General features: G+C 28.1%; 22 protein-coding genes. 5 read left to right on the top strand and 17 right to left on the bottom strand.

What is annotated here, in order from left to right; all coding sequences use genetic code 11:
* Positions 1 to 367: 367 nt before the first annotated feature.
* The 11 genes from pepV to ACWPW7_RS08630 form a co-directional block, all read right to left on the bottom strand.
* Positions 368 to 1,759: a dipeptidase PepV gene (pepV, locus tag ACWPW7_RS08680; protein ID WP_454053209.1), complete on the bottom strand. Its 1,392-nt coding sequence runs from the start codon at positions 1,757 to 1,759 to the stop codon at positions 368 to 370.
* A gap of 420 nt (positions 1,760 to 2,179) precedes the next feature.
* Positions 2,180 to 2,695, bottom strand: a complete 516-nt coding sequence (gene lepB, locus ACWPW7_RS08675) for a signal peptidase I (RefSeq protein WP_454053208.1) — start codon at positions 2,693 to 2,695, stop codon at positions 2,180 to 2,182.
* Positions 2,696 to 2,950: 255 nt separating this feature from the next.
* Entirely contained in the window at positions 2,951 to 3,466 is a 516-nt protein-coding gene (gene lepB, locus ACWPW7_RS08670; RefSeq protein ID WP_454053207.1) for a signal peptidase I, read from the bottom strand.
* Between the two features lie 895 nt (positions 3,467 to 4,361).
* On the bottom strand, positions 4,362 to 5,609 hold the full coding sequence (gene purD / locus ACWPW7_RS08665; RefSeq protein WP_454053206.1) for a phosphoribosylamine--glycine ligase: 1,248 nt from the start codon (positions 5,607 to 5,609) through the stop codon (positions 4,362 to 4,364).
* Between the two features lie 53 nt (positions 5,610 to 5,662).
* The gene (gene purH, locus ACWPW7_RS08660) at positions 5,663 to 7,168 is read right to left on the bottom strand and encodes a bifunctional phosphoribosylaminoimidazolecarboxamide formyltransferase/IMP cyclohydrolase (protein ID WP_454053205.1); all 1,506 of its coding nucleotides are present in this window, start codon (positions 7,166 to 7,168) and stop codon (positions 5,663 to 5,665) included.
* Positions 7,169 to 7,173: 5 nt separating this feature from the next.
* Positions 7,174 to 7,788, bottom strand: a complete 615-nt coding sequence (gene purN / locus ACWPW7_RS08655) for a phosphoribosylglycinamide formyltransferase (protein WP_454053204.1) — start codon at positions 7,786 to 7,788, stop codon at positions 7,174 to 7,176.
* Positions 7,776 to 8,774, bottom strand: a complete 999-nt coding sequence (gene purM / locus ACWPW7_RS08650; RefSeq protein WP_454053203.1) for a phosphoribosylformylglycinamidine cyclo-ligase — start codon at positions 8,772 to 8,774, stop codon at positions 7,776 to 7,778. The genes purN and purM overlap by 13 nt, the downstream gene beginning before the upstream one ends.
* Before the next feature lie 133 nt (positions 8,775 to 8,907).
* The gene (gene purF / locus ACWPW7_RS08645) at positions 8,908 to 10,335 is read right to left on the bottom strand and encodes an amidophosphoribosyltransferase (RefSeq protein ID WP_039633894.1); all 1,428 of its coding nucleotides are present in this window, start codon (positions 10,333 to 10,335) and stop codon (positions 8,908 to 8,910) included.
* 54 nt (positions 10,336 to 10,389) lie between these two features.
* On the bottom strand, positions 10,390 to 11,094 hold the full coding sequence (gene purC, locus ACWPW7_RS08640; RefSeq protein WP_291563084.1) for a phosphoribosylaminoimidazolesuccinocarboxamide synthase: 705 nt from the start codon (positions 11,092 to 11,094) through the stop codon (positions 10,390 to 10,392).
* A complete protein-coding gene (gene purE / locus ACWPW7_RS08635) occupies positions 11,094 to 11,573 on the bottom strand; it encodes a 5-(carboxyamino)imidazole ribonucleotide mutase (protein ID WP_454053202.1) in 480 nt (159 codons plus the stop codon). Before purE ends, purC begins: the two co-directional genes overlap by 1 nt.
* Before the next feature lie 134 nt (positions 11,574 to 11,707).
* Positions 11,708 to 15,484, bottom strand: a complete 3,777-nt coding sequence (locus tag ACWPW7_RS08630; RefSeq protein ID WP_454053201.1) for a phosphoribosylformylglycinamidine synthase — start codon at positions 15,482 to 15,484, stop codon at positions 11,708 to 11,710.
* Positions 15,485 to 16,079: 595 nt separating this feature from the next.
* Between ACWPW7_RS08630 and ACWPW7_RS08625 the strand changes: the two genes are divergently transcribed.
* From ACWPW7_RS08625 to ACWPW7_RS08615, 3 genes are all read left to right on the top strand, one after another.
* Entirely contained in the window at positions 16,080 to 16,805 is a 726-nt protein-coding gene (locus ACWPW7_RS08625) for a hypothetical protein (protein ID WP_291563094.1), read from the top strand.
* A gap of 282 nt (positions 16,806 to 17,087) precedes the next feature.
* Positions 17,088 to 17,669 (top strand): class I SAM-dependent methyltransferase, encoded by a 582-nt coding sequence (locus ACWPW7_RS08620; RefSeq protein WP_454053200.1) that lies wholly within the window; start codon positions 17,088 to 17,090, stop codon positions 17,667 to 17,669.
* Positions 17,670 to 17,829: 160 nt separating this feature from the next.
* On the top strand, positions 17,830 to 18,249 hold the full coding sequence (locus tag ACWPW7_RS08615) for an NUDIX hydrolase (protein ID WP_454053199.1): 420 nt from the start codon (positions 17,830 to 17,832) through the stop codon (positions 18,247 to 18,249).
* Between the two features lie 84 nt (positions 18,250 to 18,333).
* On the opposite strand, the gene ACWPW7_RS08610 is transcribed toward ACWPW7_RS08615, so the two are convergent.
* Positions 18,334 to 19,620 (bottom strand): amidohydrolase, encoded by a 1,287-nt coding sequence (locus tag ACWPW7_RS08610; RefSeq protein ID WP_454053198.1) that lies wholly within the window; start codon positions 19,618 to 19,620, stop codon positions 18,334 to 18,336.
* 434 nt (positions 19,621 to 20,054) lie between these two features.
* Here ACWPW7_RS08610 and ACWPW7_RS08605 point away from each other — a divergent pair, with 434 nt between their 5' ends.
* Complete coding sequence (locus ACWPW7_RS08605) at positions 20,055 to 20,600, top strand: hypothetical protein (RefSeq protein WP_454053197.1); 546 nt, start codon at positions 20,055 to 20,057, stop codon at positions 20,598 to 20,600.
* A gap of 167 nt (positions 20,601 to 20,767) precedes the next feature.
* On the opposite strand, the gene mtnA is transcribed toward ACWPW7_RS08605, so the two are convergent.
* The 4 genes from mtnA to ACWPW7_RS08585 all read right to left on the bottom strand — a co-directional run bounded on the left by mtnA (position 20,768) and on the right by ACWPW7_RS08585 (position 24,252).
* Entirely contained in the window at positions 20,768 to 21,811 is a 1,044-nt protein-coding gene (gene mtnA, locus ACWPW7_RS08600; RefSeq protein ID WP_454055488.1) for an S-methyl-5-thioribose-1-phosphate isomerase, read from the bottom strand.
* 527 nt (positions 21,812 to 22,338) lie between these two features.
* Positions 22,339 to 23,172, bottom strand: coding sequence for a hypothetical protein (locus tag ACWPW7_RS08595; protein ID WP_454053196.1), 834 nt, complete (start codon positions 23,170 to 23,172; stop codon positions 22,339 to 22,341).
* Positions 23,166 to 23,867 carry an ABC transporter ATP-binding protein gene (locus ACWPW7_RS08590; protein WP_291564244.1) on the bottom strand — a complete coding sequence of 234 codons (702 nt, stop codon included), beginning with the start codon at positions 23,865 to 23,867 and terminating at the stop codon, positions 23,166 to 23,168. Before ACWPW7_RS08590 ends, ACWPW7_RS08595 begins: the two co-directional genes overlap by 7 nt.
* A gap of 16 nt (positions 23,868 to 23,883) precedes the next feature.
* Entirely contained in the window at positions 23,884 to 24,252 is a 369-nt protein-coding gene (locus ACWPW7_RS08585; RefSeq protein ID WP_291564242.1) for a GntR family transcriptional regulator, read from the bottom strand.
* Positions 24,253 to 24,614: 362 nt separating this feature from the next.
* Between ACWPW7_RS08585 and ACWPW7_RS08580 the strand changes: the two genes are divergently transcribed.
* On the top strand, positions 24,615 to 25,343 hold the full coding sequence (locus ACWPW7_RS08580) for a pirin family protein (protein ID WP_454053195.1): 729 nt from the start codon (positions 24,615 to 24,617) through the stop codon (positions 25,341 to 25,343).
* Positions 25,344 to 25,458: 115 nt separating this feature from the next.
* On the opposite strand, the gene ACWPW7_RS08575 is transcribed toward ACWPW7_RS08580, so the two are convergent.
* Positions 25,459 to 25,758 (bottom strand): hypothetical protein, encoded by a 300-nt coding sequence (locus ACWPW7_RS08575; protein WP_454053194.1) that lies wholly within the window; start codon positions 25,756 to 25,758, stop codon positions 25,459 to 25,461.
* Positions 25,759 to 25,904: the final 146 nt, after the last annotated feature.

The following is a 25,904-nucleotide window of genomic DNA, read 5'->3' as shown; positions in this document are numbered from 1 at the left end:
TAGACACCTTATATGATTTTAAATATAATTATACCACACTAATCAAATATTTAATTGATTAAAAAATAATAATTAAAAGTTATAAAAATTCGGTGAAATACTTAACAAATTAACTTTTAATAAACCAATTAACAATATGTACATATTATAGCATTTTATTCCTTATATATCTATAAAATATTTATAAGGCATTTAAAAGAAAATAACTAGTCAAAAATAAGTCGTATATTTTCCATTAGATAGGTCAATAGGTTCCCATGAAAGCTAAGCTCTCATGAAGTTTAAAAGGCACAATCTAATGAAAAATAGACTATCATTTTGACTAGTTAATTTTTTGAACATGTCTTATTAATTGTAACTATATTAACTATTTTGCCAGCTCATATAGTGAATGCGCATATATTTTTGTTATATTTATTAAATCTTCTATTTCTATATATTCATTAGGTTGATGTATTGTACTTGGCTGCCCTGGGAATATTGGTCCAAAGGCAACTGTATTTGGCATTTCTTTAGCATAAGTACCTCCACCTATTGAAATTAATTCTGCCTCTTTGCCAGTTTGCTCATTATAAACTTTGGCTAAAGTTTGAATTAATGGATGATCCGGGGAAAAGTATAATGGCGCTTGATGAGAAAAATCTTCTATAGTTATTCCAGTTCCCTCTAACGCTTTATTTAATGGTTTCATCATATCATCTAATGTTTTTGTTACAGGATATCTTAAATTTAAAGTAATTACTCCTTTATCTTTGTTTATAGCTATCTTACCTACATTAAAAGATAGTTTTCCAGAATTTTCATCTTCAAGATATATACCAAAACCTTCCCCATTAAGATTCATTCCTATTTTTTCTCCTAGGAATTTAACGTAATTAGATAACTCGTCATTTCCTAAATCCAATGACGCTAAGAATGTTATAAGTTGCATTATAGCGTTTTTCCCTAGTTCAGGAGTACTTCCATGTCCTGAAATTCCTATAGATTTAATTTTAATTTCAGAGCCATTTACTTCTGAGGTCATATCATATTCATTATCTAAGGCGAATCTTTTTAATTTTTCAACAACCTCTGCAGTATTTTTACAAATCAATAATGCTTCTGCATAATCTGGTACCATATTAGCAGCGTTTCCACCTATTATGTTTTCTATAACTATATCTCCAGTAGGTGCTGATGTAAAATCCTTAACTAAATCAAATATAGTTATTCCTTTTTCTCCATTTATTATTGGAAAATCTGCATCTGGAGTAAATGCTGCTACTGGTGCTGATTCTTTTTGTAAATAATAGGGTATATCTTCTCCACCAGTTTCTTCATTTGTTCCAAATATTATTCTTATTTTTTTAGATAACGGAAGTCCTGCATCTTTTATAGCTTTTAGTCCATAAAGACATGCAATTATAGGTCCTTTATCATCTGTAGTCCCTCTTCCATACATCTTACCATCATGAATTTCAGCTCCATATGGAGGATGTATCCATCCATCTCCTTCTGGTACTAAATCTATGTGACCTAGTGTAGCAACATATTCTTCTCCTTCTCCATATTCTGCATAGCCTGCATATCCGTCAACATTTACTGTCTTAAATCCTAATTTTTTAGAAATTTCAAGAGCACATTGAAGTGCTTTATCTACTTCTTCTCCAAAAGGCATTCCAGGCTTTGCTTCTCCTTCAAGGCTTCTTATTTTAACTATTTCTTTTACTGAATTTATTATATCATTGCTCATTTCATCAATTCTTTTATTAATTTCCATAAATACTCATTCCTTTCATAAAAATCATATATTATTACCTTCTATTAAATTATTTTCTCTTATTTATGAATTTCTATTAATTATTTATTAACAAATATAGTGTTATTATCACATATTTTAGAAACAAACTCAACAATGATCTTCTTTATTTCATCAATATTTAAACTATTTAAAATAGTAACTTTTTATTTTTGCAAATAATTTATATTGATTTTAAAATAAAATTATAATTAATAGTCATAGCTTTTTAATTTGCATTTCCTAATTATTTATTAAAACATCAATCATCTGTTCAATATATAACCATGAGAACAGATTTAAATTTTTAGGAGAACACTGTTCTCCTCTACAGTTGATTAATTTATAGTTTTCATGGGCTTAATAAAAAACACTAGTAGCTTAAGCTACTAGTGTTTTTTGCTATTGTAGTTTTCCAAATCTAGAAAATGGCTTTATTATGAATCTTGCCTTTCCCATTATATCTTCGTATGATATGTATGGATTTTCCCAATATCTTGCATCAAATGAATTTGCCCTATTATCCCCTATAAATACATAAGAATTTTCAGGTACCTGTAGTGTCACTTCTTTATCACTATTATATATTACATAAGATTCATCTAATTTTTCTCCATTTATATATACCGTTCCATCGCTTTTTACATTAATAGTCTCCCCTGGAAGTCCAATTAACCTTTTTATTAAATCCTCACCTAACTCTTTAGAATGAAAAACTAAAATATCCCCTCTTTTCAGAGATTTTTCGCTATAATTCCTAGTTACGAAAATTTTATCTCCTGGCTGTATTGTAGGATACATAGACTCTGTAGGCACACTAACATTAAAAAAAATAAATTTATTAACTAAAAGTGCTAATCCTACAGCACATAGTATAGGTATACCCCATTCCTTAACAAACTTTTTAAATAAATTCAAATCTATCAACTCCTAAATTTTGCCTAACTCCTTATCACACAGATAATATTATATCACAGAATTTTTTATTATACATTATTTAGATTTTACATTATTACACAATCCTACTATTATTTAAATATAGCCTAAATTTTTAATAAAATACTTATGTCTATAATGAAAAAGAGAAAATTATTTAGATAAAAATTGTACAAAAATAAAAAAGCCATGCTATCCTGACTAAACTTTAGTCATTTTGCAACAGCTCCTTTTTTACTATTTTAATTTTCCAAATCTAGAAAATGGTTTTATTATAAATCTTGCTTTTCCCATTATATCATCATAGGATATATATGGATTTTCCCAAAATCTTGCGTCAAATGAGTTCGATCTATTATCCCCCATAAATACATAAGACTTTTCGGGTACATGAAACGTTGCTTCTTTATCACTATTATATGCTACATACGGTTCGTCCAATTTTTCACCGTTTATATATACTGTCCCATCACTTTTTATATCGATAGTATCTCCTGGTAGCCCAATTAATCTCTTTATCAGATCTTCTTTTAATTCTTTAGAATGAAAAACTAAAATATCTCCTCTTTCAAGAGATTTTTCACTATAATTTCTAGTTACAAAGATTCTATCTCCTGGTTGTATAGTAGGATACATAGATTCACTAGGTACTCTAATATTAAAGAAAATAAATTTATTAACTAAAAGCGCTAACCCTATAGCACATAGTATAGGTATACCCCATTCCTTAACAAACTTTTTAAATAAATTCAAATCTATCAACTCCTAAATTTGAGCTAATTTCTCATTACATAGATAATATTATATCATATTTTTTTCATTATTCAGTATTTTATACATCTTCAAAAATAATCATTCAAAAATCCTTATTTAAACAATACAAATTCTACATTAGTTTTTAACTTTTCCTATCCTCTACTATATATATAGATGTACCACTCATAAATTTAATCTATACGCTCATAAAATTGTGTTAACAAATTGTTTTAGCTTATATTTATGCAATTGAGAATTGACGATTGACAATGGACAATTCTGGATACTTCTCTTAAGAGAAGTTTTGAACTTATTCCTTATAAAAGTGACGAAGTCACTTTTATTAAAAATCTATTAAAGAAATTAGTTTGATTAAAACTAATTTCAACAATAATTGTCAATTCTCCATTATCAATTATCAATTTTTTAAGGTCGTGAATTAACATATCAGAGTGTTAAGCTATATTCAGATATACATTAAATTTTAGAGTAGCTTATCTATAGATATACCAGCTCTAAAATTAATATATATGTGAAAATAATTAATATTTTTTTGATATAATAGCTGAAAATATTGAATTCACAATTGTGGATGTTTCTCAACAAAAGCTGAGAAATTTAGAATTACTGTAGCGGCGAACAGTGTTCGCCACAGAATAACTAGCGATATAATCGCTAGTGAAAAAATTGATTAAAGAAATTATTTTGCTAAAAAATAATTTCAACCTTAATTGTGAATTTTGCATTGTGAATTGTGAATTGAAATACTCAAGGGTGTAGTTATATTTAGCTATATATCAATTTTTAAGGTAGTTTATCTATAATACTTATCGACTAAAAATAACCATATCTCCTTTTATTTTAAGGACAATATGGTTACCTTTTATTGTATTTACAACTTTCCTATATCACTTCTATAATATATTCCACTAAAATTTATATTTTTTATATCCTTATAAGCTTTTTCTCTTGCTTCTTCTACACTTTCTCCTAAAGCTGTAATTCCCAAAACTCTTCCACCCGAAGTTAAAAGTTGGCTACTTGTTCTTGTTGCTCCTGCTAAGAAAACCTTACTATCTATATTATCTAATCCTGTTATTTCAAATCCACTTTTATATTCTAATGGATATCCCTCTGATGAGGCTATCACACAGCATGCATAAGCCTTTTTAAATAGTACCTTATTTCTATTTAATCTTTTATCTAGTGCTTCCATCATAAGATGAACTAAATCACTTTCCATTAGCGGAAGTACAACTTGAGTTTCAGGATCGCCCATTCTTACATTATATTCTAATAAATAAATGCCTTTTTTGGTAATCATTAACCCAAAAAATATTATTCCTACATAGTCCATATTTTCTGATTTGATTCCTTTTAATGTAGGAGACATAATATTTTCATAAAATTCTTTTAAAACTTCTTCATTACAATGAGGATTAGGCGCTAAGGTACCCATTCCCCCTGTATTAGGTCCCTTATTTTCGTCATATATAGCTTTATGATCTTTTGAAGATATAAAAGGTATAATAGTTTCTCCGTCAGTTATAGATAGTATTGACGCCTCCACACCTTCTAAAAACTCCTCTATAATTATAGATTTCCCTGCTCCAGAAAATATATCCTTCTCCATAAATTCTTTTATTGTATTATTAGCTTCTTCTCTGCTATTAGCTATAACAACACCTTTTCCTGCTGCTAACCCATCTGCTTTAATAACTACAGGAAATTTGCAGTACTCTATATAATTTAAAGCTTCTATTACATTATTAAAACTTTCATATTCAGCTGTTTTTACCCCGTATTTTTTCATAAAAGCCTTAGAAAAACTCTTACTGCCTTCTAACTTTGCTCCTTCTTTACTTGGTCCAAAAATCTTTAAATCATGAGCTTTAAATATATCTACAATTCCATCACAAAGAGGTGTTTCTGGACCAACTACAGTGAGATCAATCTTGTTCTCATATGCGAAAGTTAAATATTCATTAATGTTTTTTAAATTTACATTTTCACATTTATTTTCAAAGGCTGTACCGCCATTACCTGGTGCGCAATAAATCTTTTTAACTAAACTGCTCTGTGACATTTTCCATGCTAATGTATGCTCTCTTCCACCATTACCAATTAATAATATCTTCATAGTTATACCACCTTTTATTCAATTGAAAATTGACGATTGACAATAGACAATTTTTAATGTTTAAAGTGTCTTAATCCGGTAAATACCATAGATATTCCTTGTTCATCACAAGCTTTTATTGATTCTTCATCTCTCACAGAACCACCAGGTTGAATTATAGCTTTAATTCCAGATTTTGCAGCTTCATCTACGCAATCTCTAAATGGGAAGAATGCATCTGAAGCTAATACAAATCCACCCTCTCCTCTTTCTAATGCCTGTGCAGTGGCCCAAATTCTATTCACTTGGCCACCTGCTATACCTGTAGCTTTTCCCTCTTTAACTACTACAATGGCATTGGATTTAACGTATTTAGCTACCTTCATACCTATAATTAAATCCTTCATTTCTTCTTCGCTAGGTGACTTCTTAGTTACAACCTTTATTTCATCTATTAATTTATTATCGACAGTTTGTACTAATACTCCTCCATCAACAGTTACCATTTCTTTATTGTCCATTGGTTTTGAATTACATTTTATTATTCTTAAGTTTTTCTTTCTTTTTAATATGTCTAAAGCTTCCTCTGTAAAGTTTGGTGCAATTATTATTTCTAAAAAGGTCTTTACCATCTCTTCTGCTGTATCCTTATCTACAGTATTATTTATTGCTACTATTCCACCAAAAATTGATATAGGATCACATTCATATGCTTTAATATACGCTTCTTTAACAGTTTCTCCAATTGCTACTCCACAAGGACTATTGTGTTTCAATCCACAGCAAGCTATTTCTTCAAATTCATTAACTACTTTCCATGCAATGTCCATATCTTTAATATTGTTATAAGAAAGTTCCTTACCATTTAACTCTATTATATTATTCATCATTCCACTACCATCTGCATTTTTATAAACTGCTGCACTTTGGTGTGGATTTTCCCCATATCTTAAAGTTTTACTTTTTATGTAGGAAGCAGAAAGATATTCTTCATATATTTCATCATTTTCTAATAAAAATTTTGAAATTGCTGCATCATAAGCGGAGGTTAAATTAAAAACTTTAGCTGCAAATTTTTTACGTGTAGCATAATCTACTTCTCCTTGTTCATTTATTTGCTTCATAATCTCACTGTAGTCATTTATATCACTTACAACAAGTACATCTTTGAAATTTTTAGCTGCACTTCTTATCATGCTTGGTCCACCAATATCTATAAATTCAACTTTTTCTTCAAAAGTTAAATCTTCTTTGACTTTTTCAAAGAATGGATATAGATTTACACAAACTAAATCTATGGTATTAATTTGTCTTTCCTTTATAGTTTTCATATGACTTTCATTATCTCTAAGTGCTAATATACCACCATGAATAGCTGGATGAAGTGTTTTAACTCTACCATCTAGCATTTCTTCTGACTTCGTAACTTCTGATACCTCTATTACATCAATACCATTTTCTTTTAAATATTTATAAGTACCACCACTGGATATTATTTCTACATCCTTACTCACCAAAAATTTAGCAAAATCTAATACATTGGTTTTATCAAAAACACTTATTAATGCTCTTTTTATCATATCAACTACTCCTTTATGTAAACTAATCTTCCTCTAATCTTAACCTTATCTTCGCTTATAAGCTTTATAGCTTCTGGTAATGCTTTATGTTCTTCTATCAAAACTCTCTTTTGTAACCCTTCCGCAGAATCTTCTCCATATACATTTACCGTTTTTTGAAGTATTATAGCCCCTGTATCTGTCCCTTCATCTACAAAATGAACAGTACACCCACTAACCTTAACTCCATAATTAATAGCTGCTTCATGAACTTTTATACCATACATGCCATTTCCACAAAAATTAGGTATTAATGAAGGATGAATATTTATTATCTTATTTTTGAAACTCTCAATAAAGCTTTTATTTAATATGGAGGTAAAACCTGCTAAAACTATTAAATTAACTTTATCCTTTAACACCTTTAGAATCTCATCACTTAAAGCTTTACTATATTTTTTTCTATCAAAAACCATAGTTTTTATATTATTTTCTTTTGCCCTTTTTATTCCATAGACGTTTTCTCTATCACTAATAACATATTCAATAGTACAGTTTTTTAAATATCCAGAGTTTATATTGTCAATTATACTTTGAAGATTTGAGCCACCACCTGATATTAAAACTGCTATTTTAAGCACACTCCTTCACCTCCAGCAGCTACAGTACCAATTTTATATGCCTTTTCTCCCATTTCTTCTAATGCCTTTATTATATTTTCGTTGTCACTTTCATTTACACACAGAACCATTCCAATTCCCATATTGTAAGTATTAAACATATGAGACTCATCTACACCTTTTCTCATTAAATACTTAAAAATTTCAGGAATTTCAAAGGAATCTTTATCAATAATAGCAGTCAAGTTTCCTTTAAACATTCTTGGAATATTTTCATAAAAACCGCCACCGGTTATATGTGCCATTCCTTTTATACTAAATTTATCTATTAAATTAAGCACAGGTTTAACATATATTTTAGTAGGCTCAAGTAAAATCTCTCCTATTGTTTTATTACCTAGAATTTCATCATAATTTTCAACTAATTTTCTAACTAATGAATATCCATTACTATGGACTCCGGAAGAAGCAATTCCTATTAGAGCATCCCCTTCTTCTATAGCGCTTCCATCTATTATATTTTTCTTATCTACTATTCCTACTGCAAAACCTGCCACATCATAATCCCCATCTTTATACATACCAGGCATTTCTGCTGTTTCTCCACCAATTAATGCTGCATTACTTTCAATGCAACCTTTAGAAACTCCTTTCACTATATCCGCCGCTATACTAGAGTCTAATTTTCCGCAAGCTATATAGTCAAGGAAAAATAATGGTTTTGCACCATGACATAAAATATCATTAACACACATTGCTACACAATCAATTCCAATAGTATCAAATTTATTTAATTTTATTGCAATTTCAAGTTTAGTTCCTACACCATCAGTACCAGAAACTAATACAGGATTTTCATAGCCACTTCCTATTTCAAACATTCCTGCAAAACTTCCAAGGCCATTTAAAACTCCACTAGTAAAAGTTTTCGAAGTGTAATTTTTCATAAGCTGTACTGCTTTATATCCTTCTTCAATATTAACTCCAGCATCCTTGTATGTTATCATTATTTCACCCTTCTTTCCAAAATATTTTTAAAGAAGAAAGCTTAAATCCTTATGGCTTAATTCAATAAAATGCTAGTTAAACATAATTACTCCCCAAATTACATTTAAAATTACTAAAAACCACTTTAAATTCTTAATCTTCACTTGATTTAATTGGAGCAGAAATTGGATATTCTCCATCAAAACATCCTAAACAAAAGCCTTCGCCTTCTCCTAAACATTCTAAAAGGCCTTTTTGAGTTAAATAACCTAAAGTATCTGCACCTATTATTTGTCTTATTTCTTCTACTTTCATATTAGCTCCTATAAGACCTTTTCTATAAGGAGTATCTATTCCAAAATAGCAAGGAAATTTAACTACAGGTGAACAAACTCTAAAGTGTACTTCTTTTGCTCCAGCTTTTCTTAGAAGTTCAACTAACCTTTTACTTGTAGTTCCTCTAACTATTGAATCATCTATTAAAACTACTTTTTTACCCTCTACATTTTCTTTTAATACATTTAACTTAACATTAACAGCATTTTCTCTCTCTTCTTGGCAAGGAGTAATGAAGGTTCTTCCTATATACTTATTTTTTATCAACCCTATTTCATAAGGTATTCCTGAAGCTTTTGCATATCCCATAGCTGCTGATACCCCCGAATCTGGAACTGCAACTACTATATCTGCCTCTACTGGATACTCTTCATAAAGCTTCTTACCTGCTTTAACTCTAGATGAATGTACACTTATGCCATCAATTATTGTATCCGGTCTTGCAAAATATATATATTCAAAGGAACAAATTGCTTTTTTACTTTTTTCCGCAAAATTAATACTTTTTATTCCTTCATTATTTATAACTACAATTTCTCCTGGCTCAATATCCCTAATATATTCTGCTCCTGTAGCATCTAATGCACAACTTTCTGAAGCTATAACATAACTCTCTCCAATTTTCCCAAGGCATAATGGTCTAATACCATGTGGATCTCTAACACCTATCAATTCATTTTCTGTTAAAATTACAATACCAAAAGATCCTTTTATTGCTTGCACTGTATCTACTACTGCATTTAAAATACCCTTTTTAGCTCCTCTAGCTATAAGATTTAAAATAACTTCTGAATCTATAGAAGTTTGAAAAATACATCCTGAATCTTCAAGTAATTCTCTTATAATATCCGCATTTATTAAGTTTCCATTATGAGCTATGGCAATATTTCCTAATTTAAACTCCCCAAGTACAGGTTGTGCATTTTTTACAGAACTATCTCCAGCAGTGGAATATCTAACATGTCCAACTGCTGAATATCCTGTAAGTTGATTTAGTATTTCATTATTAAATACTTCTGAAACTAAACCCATATTTTTATGACACTTCATCTTCTTACCATTATAAGTAACTATGCCTGCACTTTCTTGGCCCCTATGTTGAAGAGCATATAACCCATAATAAGTTCTTCTTGCCACATCTAAATTATCACCTAAACTAAAAATTCCATATACACCGCATTCATCATGAAATTTATCTGGATCGTAGTTATTATAAACATATCCGTCTTTTAAAGGTAATTTCATTATCTCTATATCCTCCATCTTCATAGCCTTATAATTATCTTTCAAACCTTATAGCTATTTCATCATTCTATTTAGCACTTCAGTATATCCTTCAACCAAATCTCCAATGTCTCTTCTAAATCTATCTTTATCAAGTTTTTCTCCTGTAGTCATATCCCAAAGTCTACAAGTATCAGGTGAAATCTCATCTGCTAATAGAATTTCTCCGTTTAATCTACCAAATTCTAATTTAAAATCTATTAATTTTATGTTTTGAGCTTTAAAGAATTCTGTTAAAAGTTCATTTACTTCTGCAGCTACTCCATAAATATAATATAATTCATCAAAAGTCGTAATCTCCATAGCTACTGCATGATAATCATTCATTAATGGGTCTCCTAGATCATCGTTTTTATAACTTAATTCAAATACTGTAGTTTTAAGCTCTGTTCCTTCCTCTAATCCATATCTTTTAGCCATACTACCTGCTGCCACATTTCTTACTATAACTTCAAGAGGTATTATTTCTACCTTTTTACAAATTTGTTCTCTATCACTTATTTTTTTGATAAAATGAGTTTTTACACCTTTTTCATTTAGCATTTCAAATAATAATGAAGTAATACTGTTATTTAATATTCCCTTTGAAGCTATAGAAGCTTTTTTCTCTCCATTAAAAGCTGTTGCATCATCCTTATAATAAACTAAAACTTCATCTAACTTATCTGTTGAAAATATTTTTTTAGCTTTTCCTTCGTACATTAATACTTTATTTTCCATTATAATTCAACCCCTTCTCCATTTTCTTTTATAAAGTTTTCTTTCATAATTTTCCTATACTCTGCTAACTTTTCTTTAACTTCTGGATATTTATTTGCTAATATTTGTACAGCTAACATTCCTGCATTATAGCTATTATTAATTCCAACTGTTGCTACTGGTATTGATTTTGGCATTTGAACTATAGAATATAATGCATCTAATCCTTCAATAGCTCCCTTTATAGGAACTCCTATTATAGGAATTAGAGTTTTTGATGCTATGACTCCTGGAAGATGGGCAGCAAGTCCTGCCCCTGCAATTATGCATTCACATCCTTTGTTCTCAAGTTCGGTAAGCACTTCTCCTAATCTTTCTGGTACTCTATGAGCAGATAAAATATGTGCTTCAAATTCTATATCAAACTCCCTCAAACATTTTGCTGCATTCCTCATTACTTCTGTATCTGATTTACTACCAAAAATTATTGCTACTCTCATAAGAACCTCCAAAGTATTATTTTTTAAATATATAAATCGCCATTATCAATTTTTAGTTTAAGAATCTTGAAATAACTAGCAAATACTCTTAAATTTTTATATCATCTTTGTCTAGTTATTTCATTTTAAACCTCTTATTTGAAATAATTAACTCCGCTTTCAAATATTTTTTGCTCATGATTTCCTATAACATTTTTAATTACGTTCTTTCCTATTCTTTCACTATGCCCCATTTTCCCCAAAACTCTTCCATCTGGACTTGTTATTCCTTCTATGGCATAACAAGAACCATTAGGATTAAATTTTATATCATAGTTTGGATTACCTTCAAAATCTACATATTGAGTGGCAACTTGATTATTCTCAAATAATCTCTTAATATTTCCTTCATCTGCATAAAATCTTCCTTCACCATGAGAAACCGGTATAGTATGAATTTCTCCTACCTTCATTGAACTAAACCACGGTGAAGAATTTGAAACTATTTTAGTATTAACCATACAAGATATATGCCTTCCTATAGCATTATAAGTTAGAGTTGGACTATCTTCCTTAATATCTACAATTTCTCCATAAGTAACTAGCCCTAACTTTATAAGTGCTTGGAAGCCATTACATATACCTAATATCAATCCATCTCTGTTCTTAAGTAAATTCATAACTTCATATTTAATTTTTTCATTTCTAAAAATTGTAGCTATAAATTTTCCAGATCCATCTGGCTCATCCCCAGCACTAAACCCTCCTGGAAGCATAACTATTTGCGATTTAGAAATTTGATTGGCTAACTCATCAATAGAATTCTCGATATGTCTTGAACTTAAATTATTAAATACTAAGGTATTTACTGCTGCACCTGCTTTTACAAATGCTCTTTCACAATCATATTCACAGTTTGTACCTGGAAATACAGGTATTAATACCTTGGGTTTTGATATCTTTATTAATGGAGATTTAATTAAATTATTTATTTTTGAACTATATTTTTTTATTTTCTCACTTGCAAATCTATTATCTGAATAATCTGTTGGGAATACCTCTTCCAATGTATCCTCAAAATCATTTTGAAGTTCCTCTAATGAAATTATTTCTCCATTAATATTAATTTCATATTTTTCTATGGTACTTCCTAAAAGAGTATATTCCACATCATTTAATTCTTCCTCAATATTTATGTGATTTTCTAATTCTAAAACAATGCTACCGTATCTTGGCTCACTCAATTCCCCTAAAGAAATGTTATTATTAAAGCTAAATCCAATTTTATTTCCAAAACACATTTTACTTATAGCTTCAACTACTCCACCTGATTTTACAGTGTGAGATGCAAGTACTTTTCCTCTATTTATTAAAGAATGAACTAGCTCATAATTTTTCTTTAAATTATCAAAATCTATAACTTCTCTTTTATCTCTTCTTGAATTTATAGCTACCACTTTACTATTTAAAGCTTTAAATTCTTGTGAAATCACTTTATTTACATCTATAGTGGAAACCCCAAAGGATATTAATGTAGGTGGCACGTTTAAATCTTTAAAAGTACCAGACATACTATCTTTTCCACCTATAGCTGGTATTTGAAGCTGATCTTCAGCATAAAGTGCACCTAATAATGCTGAAAAAGGTTTACCCCATTTTCTTTTATCTGTACCTAGCTTTTCAAAATATTCTTGAAGAGATAATCTAATATTCTTGTAATCTCCTCCTAATGCAACAATCTTTGTGACACTTTCTACTACCGCATATAATCCTCCATGGAAAGGACTCCATTCTGATATATATGGATTAAAGCCATGTGCCATTATGGTTCCTGTTGTAGTTTCCCCATTTAAAACAGGAATTTTCCCCACCATACCTTCACTTGGAGTACTTTGACTTTTTCCTCCAAAAGGCATAAGTACTGTGTTTCCTCCTATTGAACTATCAAACATTTCTACAAGTCCTTTTTGGGAGCATATATTTAAATCCTTTAATGTATTCTTAAAACATTCTCTTACAGACTCACTTTTAAACTTACTTTTACTAAAATAATTTTCATCTTTCAAAGGCTCTTTCACTTCAATGTTTATATAACCCTTAGCACCATTAGTATCTAAAAACTTTCTTGAAAGACTTACTATTTCCTTTTCTCTCCAAGTCATAGTAACTCGCTTATCATTAGTAACCACTGCTACTGCTACTGCTTCTAAATTTTCTTCTTCTGCAAGTTTAATAAATTTTTCTGAATGATTTTTGTCAACTACTACTGCCATTCTTTCCTGAGACTCTGATATGGCAATTTCTGTTCCATCTAATCCTTCATATTTTTTGGTTACTAAATCCAAATTTATATTTATTCCTTCTGCAAGTTCTCCTATGGCAACAGAAACTCCTCCAGCACCAAAATCATTGCATTTTTTAATTAAAGTTGTAACTTCCTTTTTCCTAAATAACCTTTGAATTTTTCTTTCTATTGGAGCATTTCCTTTTTGAACTTCTGCTCCACAACTTTCAAGTGAGTTTTCACTATGTTCTTTAGAGGAACCAGATGCTCCACCTATTCCATCCCTGCCTGTTCTTCCTCCAAGTAAAATTATCACATCGCCACTTTCTGGAGCTTTTCTTATTACATTTTCATAAGGTGCTGCAGCTATTACCGCTCCAACTTCCATTCTTTTAGCTAAATAGCCTTCATGATAGATTTCCGCTACATGACCGGTAGCAAGACCTATTTGATTTCCATAGCTACTATAACCTTTAGCTGCCTCTTTTGTTATTTTTCTTTGTGGCAATTTTCCTTTTAAAGTCTTTTCAATTGGCGTTCTAGGATCTCCACTTCCAGTAACCCTCATTGCTTGATAAACATAACTTCTACCAGATAGCGGATCTCTTATAGCACCACCTAAGCATGTAGATGCACCACCAAAAGGTTCAATTTCTGTAGGATGATTATGTGTTTCATTTTTAAACATTATTAAATATTTTTCTAATTTTTCATCTACATTTACATCAACCACTATGCTACAAGCATTAATTTCATCAGATATATCTAAATCATCTAATTTACCTGTAGACCTTAGCTTCTTCATTCCTATAACAGCTATATCCATTAGTGTCATAGGTTTTTCTTTATCCTCATATAACTCTTCTCTATATTTCTTATAAATATCAAAACCTTCTTTTATAGCTTCTGTATATTTTCCATCTTCAAAACTTATATCCTCTAAAATAGTCTGGAAGGTTGTATGTCTACAGTGATCTGACCAATAAGTATCTATTACTTTTATTTCTGTAACTGTAGGATCTCTCTGTTCTTCTTCTCTAAAATATTTTTGAATAAGCTCCAAATCCCCTATATTCATTGCTAGTGAATGATATCCTAAAAATTCATTCAGTTCTTTTTCATCTAAATTAATGAAATTCTTTAGTATTTCTATATCCTTTGGATCTTTACTTTCTACTTCAAGACTTTTACATTCTCCCATAGAAGCTTCTCTTGAATCTACAGTATTTATGTAGTATTTTTTTATTTTTTCAAAATCTTCATCACTAATATTTCCATTTAAAACTATAATCTTTGAGCTTTTAACTTTAGGCATTTCTTTTTGGGTTATTATTTGTATACATTGTGCAGCAGAGTCTGCTCTCTGATCATATTGTCCTGGTACATACTCTACTGAAAATGCCCTTCTACCACCAAATTTTAAATCTCCATCATAAACTTTATCTATATTGGATTCACTTAAAATATTATTTTTTATTTCTTTATATTCACTTTCATTAATTCCTTCTATATCATATCTGTTGATTACTCTAACGTCCTTTAAGTCATCTATCCTTAAGAGGTGTTTAAAATCCCTTAATAAATTTTCACTCTCTAAGTTAAAATTCGGTTTTTTCTCTACAAACACTGTAAAAATATCTTTTCTCATCTTTTCCCCCTTGAGTAATCCTTTAATATTACGAACTTTATTTTATATTTTATAATTATTGTTCGATAATTATATTATAGTATATTATTATTATTTTTAAAAGTACTTTTTTAAAAATTTTAATAAAAACATTCGTTTAATAACAAACTATAATATATATTTTTTATTTATTGTATGGTTAACTTCTCATATTATCTCTAAATTATTTTTATTTAATAATAGACCTTTTAGTATTCCTATAAGTATTTTTATATGTCTCATTTTAGTATAACTCCATTTATATCCCACTGTTAATTTTAAAATAATAAATATAAAGTATTCCTAAATAAATTACATTTCTAATTTAATGAAATAAGTTTTTGATTAATTAAATTTAAAGTTTTAGAGGAATTTTTATGATTTTATAGAATATTTATAAGAATATAGAGAGTTTTTACAAAAAATAATTATATTTGAGGTCATAATTTGGAGAAAAAATTGCAAGTATAAACTTTTTTAAAAAATCATCTATATAAATTTATATGATGATTAATATATGTACCTATGAAAACATAAAGATACTTTGATAGCATTATAATTTTAAGGAGGGATTCCAATGAAAGGAAAAAATTTAGTTATAGCAATGCTAATTATTATCTTAATACCAGTTATCGGTTATGCTATTAACTTAAATGTGAAATATTCAAAGCAACTTTCAGAAGCTAAAGAAGAAAATGTAAAATTGACCACTCAAGTTTCTTCTTTGGATTCAAAAAATGCAACTTTAAATAAAGAAGTATCTTCTTTAAAAGAACAACTTAATAAAGATAATGGTTCAAAACCTAATAAAACTCCAGAAACCTCTAAAGGTACAGACAATCCAATCACTGGAGATAATACTAATAATCTTTATGCTATATATACTGCTAACATTGATAGTTATGAAAAAGAATTATTATGTTATCTTCCAATAAATAGCGGTACATTAACAGAGAAATTAGATATATTAGCTAAAAATTTATCTAAAATTGAATTTAATTCTTTACCAATAGAAGTAACAAAAATAGAAGACAAAGATGGTAAAAAAATAGCTGTAATAAATCTTAAAGAATCTGAAATAAATGCTGGAATTAATGAAGCTATTGATTTTAAAGGTCCAAGTTGGTCAAAAAATTATTTTCAAGGTTCAGCAGGTGGAACCATTACATCTACTGCTTTAATTGAAAGCTTTCTACAACGTTCATACCCTGGTCAATGGATTGATGGTGTTAGATTCTTATATGAAAATAAAGAAATAAATTTTCAGCATGTATCAAAACTATCAGAAATCAATTATAAATAATTAATTATAAAAAGCGTGACTAAATCACGCTTTTTTAGACTTCAAATACAACTGTATAGATAAGCTACCTTAAAAACTAATATATAGCCAATATAGCTATGCACTTAAATATTTCAATTAGAAATTTAGACTAATGCACAATTCACAACTATCGTTAGTTCTTTATAAGAAGTGACTGTGTCACTTCAATAAAAGATCAATTGTAAATTCAATAGTTTTAATTATATTTTTAAACAGTGATTAAAGATATAAATTACTAATAATTTGATTAGGAGGCTATTTATGAAAGAACAAGATATTAATATGTTTAATGAACTATCATCACAATGGAAAAAGAATATCCCAGAAAAGAATTATATTATTGCTAAAGAAATTATTGAGAATTTAAATATAGTTAAAGGACAATCTCTTTTAGATGTAGCTTGTGGTACAGGTATTTTATATCCTATATTAAAAAATACCAATCTTTCAAAATATACAGCTATGGATATAGCTGAAAAAATGGTAAGTGAATTTTTAAAATTTCATCCTAATACAGATGTGAGATTAATGGACTTTGAGGAGGAAGTAACCTTTAAAGAAGACTTTGATTACATAATAATTTTCAACTCTATTCCTCATTTTTACGACTTAAATACTGTATTTAAAAATGCTTATAACAACTTAAATCCTGATGGAAAATTTATTATTGTTCATTGTAGAACCAGAGAAGAATTAAAAGAACGTCGTAAATTACTTGGCTATACCTCTATTAATGATCCCATTCCTATAGATAGTACTTTAGTAGAACTTTGTAATAGATACGACTTTAAAGAAATGAAAATAAAAGATACAGATTATTTCTATTTTTGTTGTGAAAAATAATCTACTTAAGAAACTACCTCTTACCATTCATGATTTTAAAATGGTAAAAAAAATACAAAATGCAATTAATGAGAATTTAAATCAAAATAATATAATATAAAAGCTTTAAATAAAGATTAACTTTATTAAAGTATTTGTTATGAAATACAAGGAGGTAATTATGGAGATAAACTTTTACAGTTTAGACACTGTAGCTAATAAAAGCTTAAAATTTGCAGTAATTGCAGCTGAATATAATAATAAGTGGTTATTTGTAAGACATAAAGAAAGAACTACTCTTGAAATTCCTGGTGGCCATAGAGAAGATGGAGAAGATATAAATAAGACTGCATCTAGGGAACTTTTTGAAGAAACTGGAGCTACAGATTTCCACATTGAAGCTATTTGTGATTATTCTGTTACTAGAGATGATATACCTTCTTATGGAAGGTTATTCTATGCCCAAGTTTACAAATTAGGTGAATTACCACCACTAGAAATCGCTGAAGTAATTTTTAGAGAAAATTTACCAGAAAACTTAACTTATAAGGAAATACAACCCTACTTATTTAAAAAAGTTAAAAAATTCAAAAATAAATAAAATAAAAAATTAAAAAGGAAAAGTAAATCCGTTACTTTTCCTAAAATTCATTAGTAAAGTTAATTCTTTATGTTTATTTATCTTCTATGAAAATATTCTTTCCACTGATTCTTTTGCTCTTTTCATTACTTCACTTTCCTCTATAGTTTTCATCTTGTAATTTTCCATTACTATTTTTCCATCTATAATAACAGTTTCCACATCTGAACCTTGAGCAGAATAAACTAACAATGATATTATGTCATGCCTTGGATATAGATGAGGTTTATTTAAATCAATTAATATCATATCCGCTTTTTTTCCTACTTCTAAAGACCCTATCTCATCTTCTAAAAATAATGCTTTAGCTCCATTTTTTGTTGCCATTTCTAGTGCCTTTATAGCCGGTATGGAAAGAGGATTTTCATTTATTCCTTTATTTATAAGTGCAGCTGTATGAATTTCTTCAAACATGTTTAAATTATTGTTACTTGAAGAACTATCTGTAGCTAAAGCTACATTCACCCCTCTGTTTAACATTTTTTCTACTGGTGCAAATCCATTAGCTAACTTTAAATTACTACAAGGATTATTTGCTACTGATACTTTATATTTGTTTAAGATTTCTATATCATCATCAGAAATGTGGACACAGTGAGCTGCTACCGTTGGAATTTTAAATAATCCTAAATTCTCTAAATATTTTACCGGTGAAACTCCATGCTCTTCAAAGCTATCTTTTACTTCTTTTCTGCTTTCAGATACATGTATATGAATTGGAAGCTCTAGTTCTTTGGCAAGATCTATTGTTTTTTCTAAATAAGCTTTAGAAGAAGTGTATGGTGAGTGAGGAGCCACCATCATTTTTATTCTTCCATCTCCTCTATTTTCCCAGTTCTTTTTAAACTCTCTAACTTCATCAAATTTATTCTCATCTTTATTAATTTCTCCATTTAAACTCTTTGATAGTACAGCTCTCATACCTGAAATCTCTACGGCCTTTGCAGTTTGTTCTAAGGAAAAATACATGTCTAAGAAGCAAGTAGTACCACTTTTAATCATCTCCACTATACTAAGCATGTCTCCATTATATATATCTTCCTCTGTATACTTTTTCTCTATAGGCCAAATTCTTTCATTTAACCATTCCCAAAGTGGTAGATCATCTGCATAGCTTCTAATTAAGGACATTCCTATATGGGTATGTGCATTTATAATTCCTGGCATAACGACTTTATTACTGCCATCAATAATTTTTCCAGCTATAAATCCTTTTGGTATTTCCCCGATATATTTAATTCTATTCTTTTCAATAGCTATATCACCTTTATATATTACTTCATTATCATTATTCATAGTTACAATTGTTGTATTTTTAATTAGAATATTCATAATCAACATCCTTTCTGAATAATTACTTTTACACTTAATTAGCACATACTGCTTAAAAAATCAATGTATAACTCAATATAGTTATATCCTTAAATATTTTAATTCACAACTTAAAATAATACACAATTCACAATTTAGGAATGGATTTAGGCTTTCTGGAGAACACTGTTCTCCCCTACGGTTTAATTAATTCTAAATTTCTTAGCTTTTGCTGAGAAATATCCATAATTGTGAATTGTGAATTGAAAAAGTTGTTAACACACAGAACTTATATATTTTAACATATGTTACTCTAATAATGGCTTAAATGCAAGAATATTTCAAAGCTAATATACAATAAAATTTAAAAATATTTCTTTTTTATAAATTTATGGTGACTTTTGTAAAATTATCCATTATAATGTATTTATCTTATATTTTCTTAGAGGTATGTTATGTTTTTTGTGGGAGCTTTATTTATTATTTTATCTATAATAACTTTATTATTAGCAGTATCTAAAGAGAATAAAGCGCTAATAATTACAGCTATAACATTAATATTTATATGCAGTCATATTTCATTATTATATTTTTCAGATAATAAGAACCAATTAAATTCCATTAATAAAGAAGATGTAAATATTTCTATGGGACATTTTCCAATCCCTCAATTAAATAGCTTTGGTTATACTATAACTTCTGTCAAATTTAATTGCAAAGATTTTGAATATCCCATGACAGAAGTACATTATAAAAGTACTGATAATGAACTACAACTTTTTATATCTTCCAAGGATAAAATGGAAAATACTAGTGAAAGGTTAAACTTAAAAGGATTTAAAGAGATATATTTACTTTCAGAAGATATTAATAGTAATAAATCCTATTATACTTTTAATGCAATAAACGCTGATGATGAAAATCTTTTATATATTTTTATAAGTAGCAAGAACGATAAAAATCACATATTAAATATAATAGAAAGTTTCGATAATCATTGATAAATATAGATATGAAAAGAAAATTGTAATTAAAAACATTGATTACAATTTTCTTTCACATACTCTTTTATCTTTCCGAAGATTAAAGTCTTAGTAATATTTAATTCTAAGTTCCTAATATATATACTTAATATATTCATCCAATAAAATTTATATTTTTAATTTTATTATTTCATTAGGGCTAAATTAAGTTTTAATATGTTTTCCTTAAATGGTTTAGATATAATCCCCTTTTCTGTAATAATTCCTGTGATGTTTTCATTAGGTGTAACATCAAAGGCTGGATTATAAACTTCAATTCCTTCTGCTAATATTCTTTTACCATCTATATGAGTAATTTCCTCGCTATCCCTTTCTTCTATTTCTATAAGCTCTCCATGTTCTGTATTAATATCAATAGTTGAGGTTGGTGCTACAATATAAAATGGAACATTATAAATTTTCGCTATTGCTGATAACATAAAAGTTCCTATTTTATTAGCTGTATCTCCATTTAATGCAATTCGGTCTGCTCCTACTAATATTAAGTCAATTTTTTTATCTCTTATGAGAGTAGCTGCTACAGAATCTGGAATTAGTTTTGATGGAATTTTTTCTTGAACAAGTTCCCATGCAGTAAGCTTTCCTCCTTGAAATCTTGGTCTAGTCTCATCTGCATATACAAAAATATTCTTTCCACTATAATGTGCTTCTCTTATTACTCCTACTGCTGTACCATAAGCAGCAGTAGCTAATGCACCTGCATTACAGTGAGTAAGTATTGTCGCATTTTCTGGTACTATTTTATTTCCATGCTTAGCCATAGTCATGTTAATGTCTATATCTTCCTTTAAAATTGTATGTGCTTCTTTTTCAATAAATTTATAGATTTCTTCTATGGATTTACCTTCATTTCTTTTTATAACCTTTTTCATTCTATTAACTGCCCACATAAGATTTACTGCTGTAGGTCTAGAATTATATATAATCTCACAGGCTTTCTCTAGATTAACCAAAAAATTATTTTTAGATAATTCAGAAAATTCCTCAGCTGCTAAAAGTATTCCGTAACCAGCTGCTACACCTATAGCTGGTGCTCCTCTAACTACCATATCTTTAATAGCAAAATCTACATCTTTATAGGTTGTACAAATAAAAATTTCATAACTATTAGGTAATTTTCTTTGGTCAATTAAAAATAATTTATTCTCTTTAAATTCAATTGTAGTAATATTAGTCATGAAAATTCCCCCTTTAAATTTATTTAAATATACTTCTTATCATTTTAGTATAATGCAAACTTCTTAAGTTAATCTATGGTTAATTTATATAATTAATAACTAAAACTTAAAAATCTATTTTATAAATTATTTTCAGAATTTCTATTAATATTTAAATACTACTATTATAGGTATCCAATATGAAAATTTAAATATATCCTTGAAAATAGCTTAACATCTTAAAAATTAAGGATTAATGGCTAATAATGAAGAATTTAGGATCAAATTCACTAAGTGTGAACTTCCTAAAATAAAGCTAATGTTGATTTTTTCAAATTATTGAGCTTTTTAAATTCTAGTTTGATTTTCCTCTGTTCCAAAATTATATTATAAATAGCATGATTAATTCCTGTTAAAGTTGCAAAATGGCTTCTTAACAAAAAAACTAGCAACTGTATTGCTAGTAAAAAAGTTAATTAAAGAAATTATTTAAATTAAAACTAATTCCATCTATAAATTATGAATCATTTTAAGCTTTGCTAAATCTCTAACTTTTTATCGATTATATAACCAGTGGCAAATATAGCTAAAGCTAAAGCTAGTATCTTCACCAGCATCACCATCAAATTTATAGTAACAGCTGCATTACTAACAGTCACACCTGAAGATATTATAGAAGTATTTAAAGATAAAACATCTGTATTAAAAGCGACATTAGCAAATGTTATTTTATTTTCAACAAAATTTATTATAACTTCATATATTTTATCAATGATTAGAAAGAATGCTATTCCAAATATCCAATGTATAGATTTGTTAGCAATTTTCATAGTACATACTGTTATAGATAAAAGTATTCCAACCAAGAATAATGATATTCCAATTAAAATATTTACTAAAAATATTAATCCCATAGGAGTTAATAATAACTTTAATATAGAAATAATCCCATCAAATCCAATAGCTCCACTAGCATCAGTAATAATAAGTATAACAAATATTAAATCTATTAAACCTATAACTACTAAACAAATTGTCCAATAAATCAAATTAGCTAATGGATAATTTATACCTTTCTGAGGAGTTAACATCAAGTTATAGTTCTTCATCATTTTTTCATAAGAATTACAATTTTGAATAAAGAGTATTAACGGAATAACACTAGTAGCTACCACTCCTAATACTACTATTATATCTATAATCCCTCTAATATTATTCGCACCGACATTAAAACTACTTGAACTCATTTGTACTGAACTTACTAGAGAGTTTAATCTTAAAATAAATAGTATTTGAAATACTAATGTAGTTACTAAAAATATCATCAAGTTCTTAAAATTAGATTTAAATTGGTATTTAACTAATTTTAGCATTCCCCATATACCTCCTTAAATTTATCATGAATAGAAACTTTTTCTTTAAGTCTTATATCTTCAACATTATCATGTAGAATTACATTTCCTTCTTTAATAAATATAACTTCATCAAATATTCTTTCTACATCTCTAATTAAATGAGTTGAAAATAAAATTGTACTTTCCTCATCATAAAAATTTATAATTGCATCTAAAATTTTATCTCTTCCTACAGGATCTACTCCACCTATAGGCTCATCTAATAAATAAAGTTTAGCTTTTCTTGATAAAACTAAGCTTAAATGAAGCTTCTCAGCCATACCTTTGGATAGTGTATTAACTTTTTGCTCAACATTTAAATTCATAAACTCTAACATTTTTAATGCTTTCTCTTCATCAAAATCCTTATAGAAATCTTTATAAAAATTTATGGTATCACTTATTTTCATCCACTTTTCAAAGAAATGTTTATCTGACATAAATGATACAATTTCTTTTGTCTCTATACCTATTTCCTTATCCATAACAGTAATATTTCCTGAATTATATCTTGAAAGTCCAGCGATTAATTTTAATAAAGTAGTTTTACCGCTCCCATTACTTCCTAATAATCCTACAATTTTTCCTTTTCCTATATTTAAAGTAACGTTATTTAATGCAATAGTAGAGGAATATTTCTTAGTTACATTATCAACTTTTAATAAATCTCCCATTATATTCACCTCTAAATTAATTTTCTTTTTTAATTTCTTTTAATACAATTTTTAAAATTTCTTCTTCCTCAAACCCTAAAGACTTCATTCCATTTAAAAAATTAGTAATTATTTCTTTTGACATTTCTTGTTTAACTTCCATAATTTTTTCACTATCCTCCGTTACATATCTTCCCATGCCTCTTTTGGTTATTACTATTCCTTCTCTTTCAAGTTCCTGGAAGGTTCTCTGAATAGTATTGGGATTGATTTGAAGCATTTCTGCAAACTCTCTTACAGAAGGAATTTTATCTCCTTCTTTTATTTCACCCCTAATTATCTGCTTTTTTACTATATTCATTATCTGCAAATATATGGGTATATTGTTATCAAACTCAACTTTCATATGCAACCTCCATACCGTATTAGTGTTCTACTTAAATAGTACACTAATAATTAACTGAAGTCAATACATAAAAATAAGTTTCTAGATAATATATCCAAAAATAATAGAGCAAAGATATTAGTTATGTTCATATTAGACAAAACTTCAAATTATACTCATACTCTCTGTAAGAAGATTCTAGCAATACATTATGGTGAAAAATATTCCAACATATTGGTATATTTTTTTAAAAGTTGTCTAACATTGATAATGCTGCCTTTTATAAATTAAGAAAAAGATGGCACTAATTTAATTTATAAAAATACAAACAATATAATTGTGACGTTAAATATCAATTTTAAATTTTTAAGGGAGAGTAAAATATGTTTAAGAAAAAGACATTAACTGAAATGGGATCAAGCGATCATTGTTGGCTATCTAGCATACATCATTTTTCATTTGAAGATTATTGTAATCCCTTAAATGAGAGCTTTGGTGTACTTAGAGTTCTAAATGATGATATTATTAAACCTCGTAGTGGTTTTCATAATCATCCTCATAAAGATATGGAGATCATATCTTATGTTATTAAAGGTGATCTAACTCATGGCGATAGCATGGGAAATAAGAAAGCAGTAAAAAAAGATGGCATACAATATATAAGTGCAGGTACAGGGATAATTCATGAGGAACATAACTTAGCTAATAATGATTTAAGAATTATGCAAATATGGATATATCCTAATAAATTAGGATGCAATCCAAACTATGGCGATTATGATTTTAACACAGAAGAAAAGAAGAATAAATGGCTCTATATGGTAAGTAGTAAGAAAGGTTTCGCCCCTGTTAAAATTAATCAAGATGTTAACATATATAGCTTAGAATTAGATATTAACAAAAAAATCGAATTTAAAATAAATAAAAATCGTCAAGGATATTTAGTACAAATAGAAGGAAACTCCATTATAGAAAATATAGTCTTTGAGCCAAGATATAAAAATACTATAGAGCTTAATGAAAAAGAAGCTCTAGAAATATATGAAGAGGATTTTAAAATAAAAGCAACTCAAAACTCTCATTTTATATTAATAGAAATGGAAAAGGCCTAATTTATAAATTTGTGAAATATATTTTTAGGGAATATACAATACATGCTTTAAATATCAAATTTATTTTCAAATTTAAAAAAGTCGTGATTATAAACCACGACTTTCTTATATTAAATTATTTTTTTAAATTTTCTTTTATTTCTTCTCCTATTAACTCTATTATTCTATCTAATAATTCCACAATCTCCTCATCATCTTCTGGCTTCACACCTGTTTCTAATATTGTCATAGGTGTAGAACTGCAACATTTTCTTGTAAGAAGTATAACTTTTGTATGAACTTGATGATTTACTATATCTTCGAAGGTTATATCTTCTTTATCTATAGAAGTAATAAGTCCCATTAATCCATTATGTACTTTTACATCTATACCGCTTTTTCTAATTGCTTTTAATTCCGCTTTTACTACTTTCATTTATTTTCCCTCTCCTATTATATATAGATAGACTTTCTCAAAAATTATGGATTTTTTAACTAGCAATACAATTGCTAGTGTTTTATTGTAGGTGCGAACAGTGTTCGCCAGTTCTTTTTAATACGTCTTATAATTTAGTATTTATT

The organism is Clostridium sp. Marseille-Q7071 (genome assembly GCF_965112025.1).
This window is presented reverse-complemented; position numbering and strand designations above follow the sequence as displayed.